The following is a 6347-nucleotide window of genomic DNA, read 5'->3' on the forward strand; positions in this document are numbered from 1 at the left end:
CCGGTGCGCGCCCGCGCGGATCAGGCAGGCGGGGTCACAGTTCCCCCTCGGGAAGGGCGGGGATGTGCTCCTCGACGGCCGTGCTCAGGGCCGTCAGCGCGGCGGCCGGAGGCCCGTGGGCCGACGGCACCGTCAGCTCGACGTAGGCGATGTGGCCTACCGCCACGTACATGGTGGGGTCGTCGGCGGGCAGAGGCAGCCAGGGCACCCCGTTGACCTCTTGGAGGAGGGAGTCGGGAGCCAGCGCCGAGGGTCGGGGGACACCGCAGCGCACACCGATCGGCGGATCGCCCCACGCCGCCGTCAGCTCCGACTCGGGCCGCACGGTCGCGCGTTCGGCGTCCATCAGGGTGTCGGGAAGGGCGGCGACGAACGCCGCGCAGACCTCAGCCGTCGCCTCGTCGACCTCGGGCGGCTCGACGCGCACGGCCTGCGTACCGCAGCCCGCGGCGAGCAGCACGGCCGCGACCGCCGCCCCGGAACGCCGTTTCAACACGTCGGCAACCCCGATCCGCTCGGTGGGTCAGATATTGACGATGGGACACGTCAGGGTACGGGCGATGCCGTCCAGACGCTGAATCCGGGCCACCACCAGGGCGCCCAGTGAGTCGACGTCCTCGGCGCGCGCCTGGACGACCACGTCGTAGGGCCCGGTCACGTCGTGTGCCTCGTCGACGCCCTCGATCTCCCGGATCCGTCCAGCGATCTCGGCGGCCCGCCCGACCTCGGTCTGGATCAGGATGTATGCCTGCACCATGTGAACTCCTTCGTGTGTGCCGGGTGTGAGGTAGAGCGGCCCCGGCCGAGCCGACGGTGCGGCCGATGACGAACAGATGACAAACGTGGGTCTAGACCACCGTTCCGGAGCGTCACCGTACCCTGATCCTTGTGTTGAGCACCATTGGGGGTCTTGGTGAGTTCGCTCTGATCACACGCGTGACGAGCAAATTCCCCGCGACGCAAGATGTAATCCTCGGTCCCGGCGACGACGCTGCGGTCGTCGCCGCACCCGACGGCAGGACGGTCGCCACCACGGACATGCTGGTGGAAGGGCGTCACTTCCGGCGGGAGTGGTCGTCGGGCCGCGACGTCGGGCACCGCGCGGTGGCGCAGAACTTCGCCGACGTCGCGGCCATGGGCGCCCGGCCCACCGGGTTGCTCATCGGCTTCGCCGCCCCGCCCGACCTGCCCGTTTCCTGGGTGGAGGAGTTCGCCGCCGGGGTGCGTGACGAGTGCGCCCTCGCGGGTGGGGCCGTCGTGGGAGGGGACACGGTGGCGTCCGACACACTGACCGTCGCGATCACCGCGCTCGGTGACCTCCAGGGGCGCGCGCCGGTCCGGCGCGACGGTGCCCGCCCCGGCGACGTCGTGGCCTACTCCGGCCACCTCGGCCTGTCGGCGGCGGGGCTCGCGCTGCTGGAGGCGGGGGTCGACGGGCCCGAGGAGTGCCTGTCCGAACACCGTCGGCCGAGCCCGCCCTACGCCGAGGGCGCGGTCGCGGCGAAGGCGGGGGCCACGGCCATGCTCGACGTGAGTGACGGTCTCGCCCAGGACCTCGGGCACGTCTGCCGGGCCAGTGGTGTCCGCGTCGACCTGGACCCCTCGGATCTGCGGCCTGAACCCGCGCTCCTGGCGGCGGTCCGCGCCCTGGGCACGGCTCCGGCGGACGCCGAACGCGTCGCCCGGGAGCTCATGGTCGGCGGTGGTGAGGACCACGCCCTGGCCGCCACGTTCCCGCCGGACGTCGACCTTCCGGAGCACTGGATCGGGGTGGGCGCCGTCCACGGCCCGGAGTGGGCTCCGCACGATGGTGGGGAACCGTCGGACGCACCGGTCACCGTGGGCGGACGGCCACCGGAACGGCTCGGTTGGGACCATTTCCGGAAGGAGTGAGCGAAGACCGGGATTTGTCCCGTTTGGCGATCGCGCTAGGCTGATCCAACGCGGCTCGCGCCGCCCGCCGGGCGGCCCGCCCGTCCTCGTGGAGCGCGAAGAGCCCCGGAACGTTCATGTGCGCCGTCCCCCGGCACGGAAGGTCCGCGATCGGCGACCGTCCGGCGCGGTGGACGGAGACGGAGCATCGTCGAGAGGCGGTTTATGGGCCGGCACGTGTCGCGGAACGACTCCCGACGCGGTGTCCACCGCAGTGAGCGGGAGGACGCCGGCGCGCTGCGGCGGATCGGCGGCTTCCTGGAGAGCACCGTCCCCAAGCGTGTCGAACCCCCGCGCCTGATCAACGTCCTGGTCGTGTCCGGCGTCATCCTGGGGCTGCTGCTGTTCGGCTACAGCACGACCCAGATCTACCTCCAGTTCGGGGGATCGCCGGGCGCGACGGAGGCCCCCGGCGCGCAGAACGGGCTCCACCCCAGCAACGACGCCTCGCCGGACCAGGAGCACGAGGGATCCTCCGCCGGCGACCGCGAGGAGGAGGTCCAGGCGGGCGTGGAGCCCACCACGGTCGTCTACGAGGTCGTCGACACCACCGACACGGGGTTCACCGCGCGGGTCACCGTCACCAACACCTCCAGGGTGACGCTGGACGCCTGGGAACTGGCACTGGCCTTCGACTCCGCCGAGATCACCGAGGTGCGCGACGCCGACTGGGAGCCGTTCGCGGACGGGATCCTCGCACGCCAACCCGGGGACCAGGAGGCCCTCACCCCCGGCGACTCCGCGACACTCGAACTCGACGCCCTCGGCCCCGTCCAGTCCCCCGTGCGTTGCTCGCTGAACGGCCACGTCTGCTCCCTGTGACCCGACCGGACCCGCGGCCAGGACCTCGAAGGCCCCGGGCACGGCGAAGGCCCCCCGATGAGGTATCGGAGGGCCTTCGTCGAATCCAGAGGGCTGGAACCCTAGCGGGTCACCTTGCCGGCCTTGATGCACGAGGTGCAGGCGTTCACGCGCTTGGGCGTGCCGCCCACGCGGGTGCGAACGGTCTGGATGTTGGGGTTCCAGCGGCGGCGGGTGCGACGGTGCGAGTGGGAAACACTGTTACCGAACCCTGGTCCCTTGCCGCAGACGTCGCAGACGGAAGCCACGGTAACTCCATTCAAGCGCTCGGGATCGCGCACGTCGCCGCACGCGAAGGGTCGACCGACCGGGGTCGGCCGGGTGGACAGGCTGGCGCGGACGCCAACCGTGGAAGAGTACACGAAGGACGTGGTCGGACGCGGATTCGTACCGCAGACCGGTGTCCGTACTCGACGTGGTGGAGACGGTGCGGCCGAAGCCCTCGCACCCCCACCGGGGCATCGCATCCACCACGCGGGCATGGCGAAAAGGCGATGAACTCCGACGAGTATACCCCGGTTGGGAGGGGCCGGACGCCCACTCCTCCACCGCCCTCGACGGACGGTCGTCGATCGCGGCGTTCCCCCTCGGCCGTCCTCGTCCCGCCGTCCGCGTCGCACGCTGCCACTACGGTGACGTTGAGCAGAGCGATCAGGCGGGGGGACGGGACACAGTGAGCACCTGGGACGAACCGCTGCGCGTGGCCCTCGGGGGCTCCGCGCGGGCCTTCAAGGACAAACTCGGACTGCACACTCTCGGCGACCTGGTGCGGTACTACCCGCGCCGATACGACCGCCGGGGGGACCTGACCGACCTCGCCGGGCTGCGCGAGGGAGAGGACGTCACCGTGCAGGCACGGGTGCTGGACGCCAAACGCCGTACCGTGCCCGCCCGCCAGGGCCGCCGCCGTATGGACATGATGGAGGCCACCGTCACCGACGGCACCGGCCGCCTGCACCTGACCTTCTTCAACAGGGGCGCCTACCACCAGAACTCGCTCGTCCCAGGACGACTCGCGCTGTTCTCAGGACGGGTCTCCTCCTACCGCGGGCGCCGCCAGCTCGACCACCCCGAGTACCAGCTCATCGACGAGGACGGCAGCGAGGGCGACCGCGCCCGCGCCTACGCCGAGGAACTCATTCCGATCTACCCGGCCGTGAAGGGGCTGGACTCGTCCCGGATCGCGCTGGGGATGGACCTGGCCCTGGCCCGAGCCGCCGATCTGCCCGATCCGCTCCCGCCCGAGGTGCGCGCACGCCACCACCTGGCCGGTGTGCGCGACGCCCTCGAGCGGATCCACCGCCCGTCGGAGTGGTCGGACGTGGGGACCGCGCGCCGCCGACTCAAGTGGGATGAGGCGTTCGTCCTCCAGCTGGCCCTGGCCCAGCGCCGCCGCCTGGCCGAGGAGTTGCCCGCCACACCGCGCCCGGGCACCGAGGGCGGCATCCTCGACGCCTTCGACGCCGAACTGCCCTTCGACCTCACCGACGGGCAGCGGGAGGTCGGCGCGCGGCTCGAACAACGGCTGAACGCCTCCCACCCCATGCACTGCCTGCTCCAGGGCGACGTCGGCGCGGGCAAGACCCTGGTCGCGCTGCGCGCCATGCTCAGGGTGGTCGACTCCGGCGGCCAGGCCGTGCTGCTGGCGCCCACGGAGGTTCTCGCGCAGCAGCACCACCGGTCGATCAGCGCGATGCTCGGACCGCTGGCCCGCGCCGGCCAGATCGACGGGGCGGAGAACGCCACCCGTGTGGCGCTCCTCACGGGGTCGATGAACACGGCCGCGCGCCGCGAGGCCCTGCTCGACGCCGCCTCCGGCGCGGCCGGGATCGTCGTGGGCACGCACGCCCTCCTCCAAGAGCACGTCTCCTTCGCCGACCTGGGCCTGGTCGTGGTGGACGAGCAGCACAGGTTCGGTGTGGAACAGCGCGACGCGCTGCGGGAGAAGGCCGCCGACGGGCGGCCACACGTGCTTGTGATGACCGCCACCCCGATCCCGCGCACGGTCGCGATGACCGTCTACGGAGACCTCGACGTGGTCGCGCTCACCCAACTGCCCACCGGGCGCGCGGGGGTGTCCACGCATGTCGTTCCGGCCAAGGAGAAACCGCACTTCCTCACCCGCGCGTGGGAGCGGATTCTCGAGGAGGCCGCCCAGGGGCGCCAGGCGTTCGTGGTCTGCCCCCGGATCGGCGACGACGCCGGGGAAGGCGCCGACGAGGAGGTCGATGGTGACCAGGACGGGGAGGACCCCGGGGCCCGGCCGCCGCTGGCCGTGCTGGACGTCGCGGCGCGCCTGGCCGGGGGGCCGCTGGCGGACCTGTCGGTGGAGGCGTTGCACGGGCGGATGAGTCCCGACGACAAGGACGCGGTCATGCGCCGCTTCTCGGAGGGCCGGACCGACGTGGTGGTCTCCACGACCGTCATCGAGGTGGGCGTCGACGTTCCCAACGCCACCGTGATGGTCATCATGGACGCCGACCGCTTCGGCGTCTCCCAGCTGCACCAGCTGCGCGGCCGGGTGGGGCGCGGCACGCTCCCGGGGCTGTGTCTGCTGGTCACGGACGCGGAGGAGGGTTCCCCGGCGAGGGAGCGGTTGGGCGCCGTGGCGGCGACGACGGACGGGTTCGAGCTGTCCCGGATCGACCTGGAGATGCGCAGGGAGGGCGACGTCCTGGGCGACTCCCAGTCCGGGGCCCGTTCCTCGCTGCGCGTGCTCACCCTGCTCAAGGACGAGGAGCTGATCGGGGAGGCGCGTGAGGAGGCCACGGCCTACGTCGAGGGCGACCCCGAACTGACCGCCTACCCGCCGCTGGCGGAGGCGTTGGCGGGGCTGCTGCCCGAGGAACGGGCGGAGTACCTCGACAAGGCCTGAGTCGTGTTCATACGTGCTCACGGGTTCGCACGGGGCGCGGTCGGGCGGCCGTGGTCGGGACACGCCCTAACGTGGAGCCATGACCCGCATCATCGCCGGAACGGCCGGCGGACGGCGTATCGCCGCGCCCGACGGCCGCACCACCCGACCCACCAGCGACAGGGCGCGCGAGGCCCTGTTCGCCTCCGTCCAGTCCGACCTCGGTGCCCTGGACGGGCTTCGGGTCATGGACCTGTATGCGGGGTCTGGGGCGATCGGACTGGAGGCGTTGTCCCGGGGCGCCGGGCACGCGCTGCTCGTCGAGGCCGACCGGAAGGCGGCACGGGTCGTTCAGGACAACATTCGTACGCTGGGGCTGCCCGGAGCCCGCATGGTGGCCGACCGGGTGGAGCGGGTGGTCGCCGCGGCCAACCCGGGGGAGCCCTTCGACCTCGTGGTGGCCGATCCGCCCTACGCCGTCGGCGACGAGGAGGTCGCCGGAGTGCTCGCCGACCTCGCGCGAAACGGGTGGCTGGCCGAGGACGCGGTGGTCGTGGTCGAGCGTTCCAAGCGCGGGGCGGAACCGACCTGGCCGCCGGGGCTGGAGCGCGACCGCAAGCGCGGGTACGGGGAAGCGGTGCTCTGGTACGCCCGCCCGTCGCCCTCCACCACCCTCAACTGACGGCCTCCGGCCGCGGTG

The 6347-nt window shown here is 72.4% G+C and carries 7 protein-coding genes; 4 read left to right on the top strand and 3 right to left on the bottom strand.

What is annotated here, in order from left to right; translation table 11 throughout:
- Positions 1-34: 34 nt before the first annotated feature.
- Together D471_RS0108340 and D471_RS0108345 are read right to left on the bottom strand one after the other, a co-directional pair.
- Positions 35-496 (bottom strand): DUF3515 domain-containing protein, encoded by a 462-nt coding sequence (locus D471_RS0108340; RefSeq protein WP_017598193.1) that lies wholly within the window; start codon positions 494-496, stop codon positions 35-37.
- A 27-nt stretch (positions 497-523) separates the two neighbouring features.
- Entirely contained in the window at positions 524-757 is a 234-nt protein-coding gene (locus tag D471_RS0108345) for an Lrp/AsnC family transcriptional regulator (RefSeq protein WP_017598194.1), read from the bottom strand.
- A 131-nt stretch (positions 758-888) separates the two neighbouring features.
- Between D471_RS0108345 and D471_RS0108350 the strand changes: the two genes are divergently transcribed.
- Positions 889-1893: a thiamine-phosphate kinase gene (locus D471_RS0108350; RefSeq protein WP_026127531.1), complete on the top strand. Its 1005-nt coding sequence runs from the start codon at positions 889-891 to the stop codon at positions 1891-1893.
- A gap of 204 nt (positions 1894-2097) precedes the next feature.
- Positions 2098-2754, top strand: coding sequence for a cellulose binding domain-containing protein (locus D471_RS0108355; RefSeq protein WP_017598196.1), 657 nt, complete (start codon positions 2098-2100; stop codon positions 2752-2754).
- A gap of 101 nt (positions 2755-2855) precedes the next feature.
- On the opposite strand, the gene rpmB is transcribed toward D471_RS0108355, so the two are convergent.
- Entirely contained in the window at positions 2856-3041 is a 186-nt protein-coding gene (rpmB, locus tag D471_RS0108360) for a 50S ribosomal protein L28 (RefSeq protein ID WP_013151263.1), read from the bottom strand.
- 425 nt (positions 3042-3466) lie between these two features.
- On the opposite strand from rpmB, the gene recG reads away from it, so the two are divergent.
- The gene (gene recG, locus D471_RS0108365; protein ID WP_017598197.1) at positions 3467-5668 is read left to right on the top strand and encodes an ATP-dependent DNA helicase RecG; all 2202 of its coding nucleotides are present in this window, start codon (positions 3467-3469) and stop codon (positions 5666-5668) included.
- Positions 5669-5747: 79 nt separating this feature from the next.
- Positions 5748-6329 (top strand): 16S rRNA (guanine(966)-N(2))-methyltransferase RsmD, encoded by a 582-nt coding sequence (gene rsmD / locus D471_RS0108370; RefSeq protein WP_017598198.1) that lies wholly within the window; start codon positions 5748-5750, stop codon positions 6327-6329.
- Positions 6330-6347: the final 18 nt, after the last annotated feature.

Origin of the sequence: Nocardiopsis lucentensis DSM 44048 (assembly GCF_000341125.1) — a bacterium.
In the GTDB taxonomy this organism is placed as follows: Bacteria; Actinomycetota; Actinomycetes; order Streptosporangiales; family Streptosporangiaceae; genus Nocardiopsis; species Nocardiopsis lucentensis.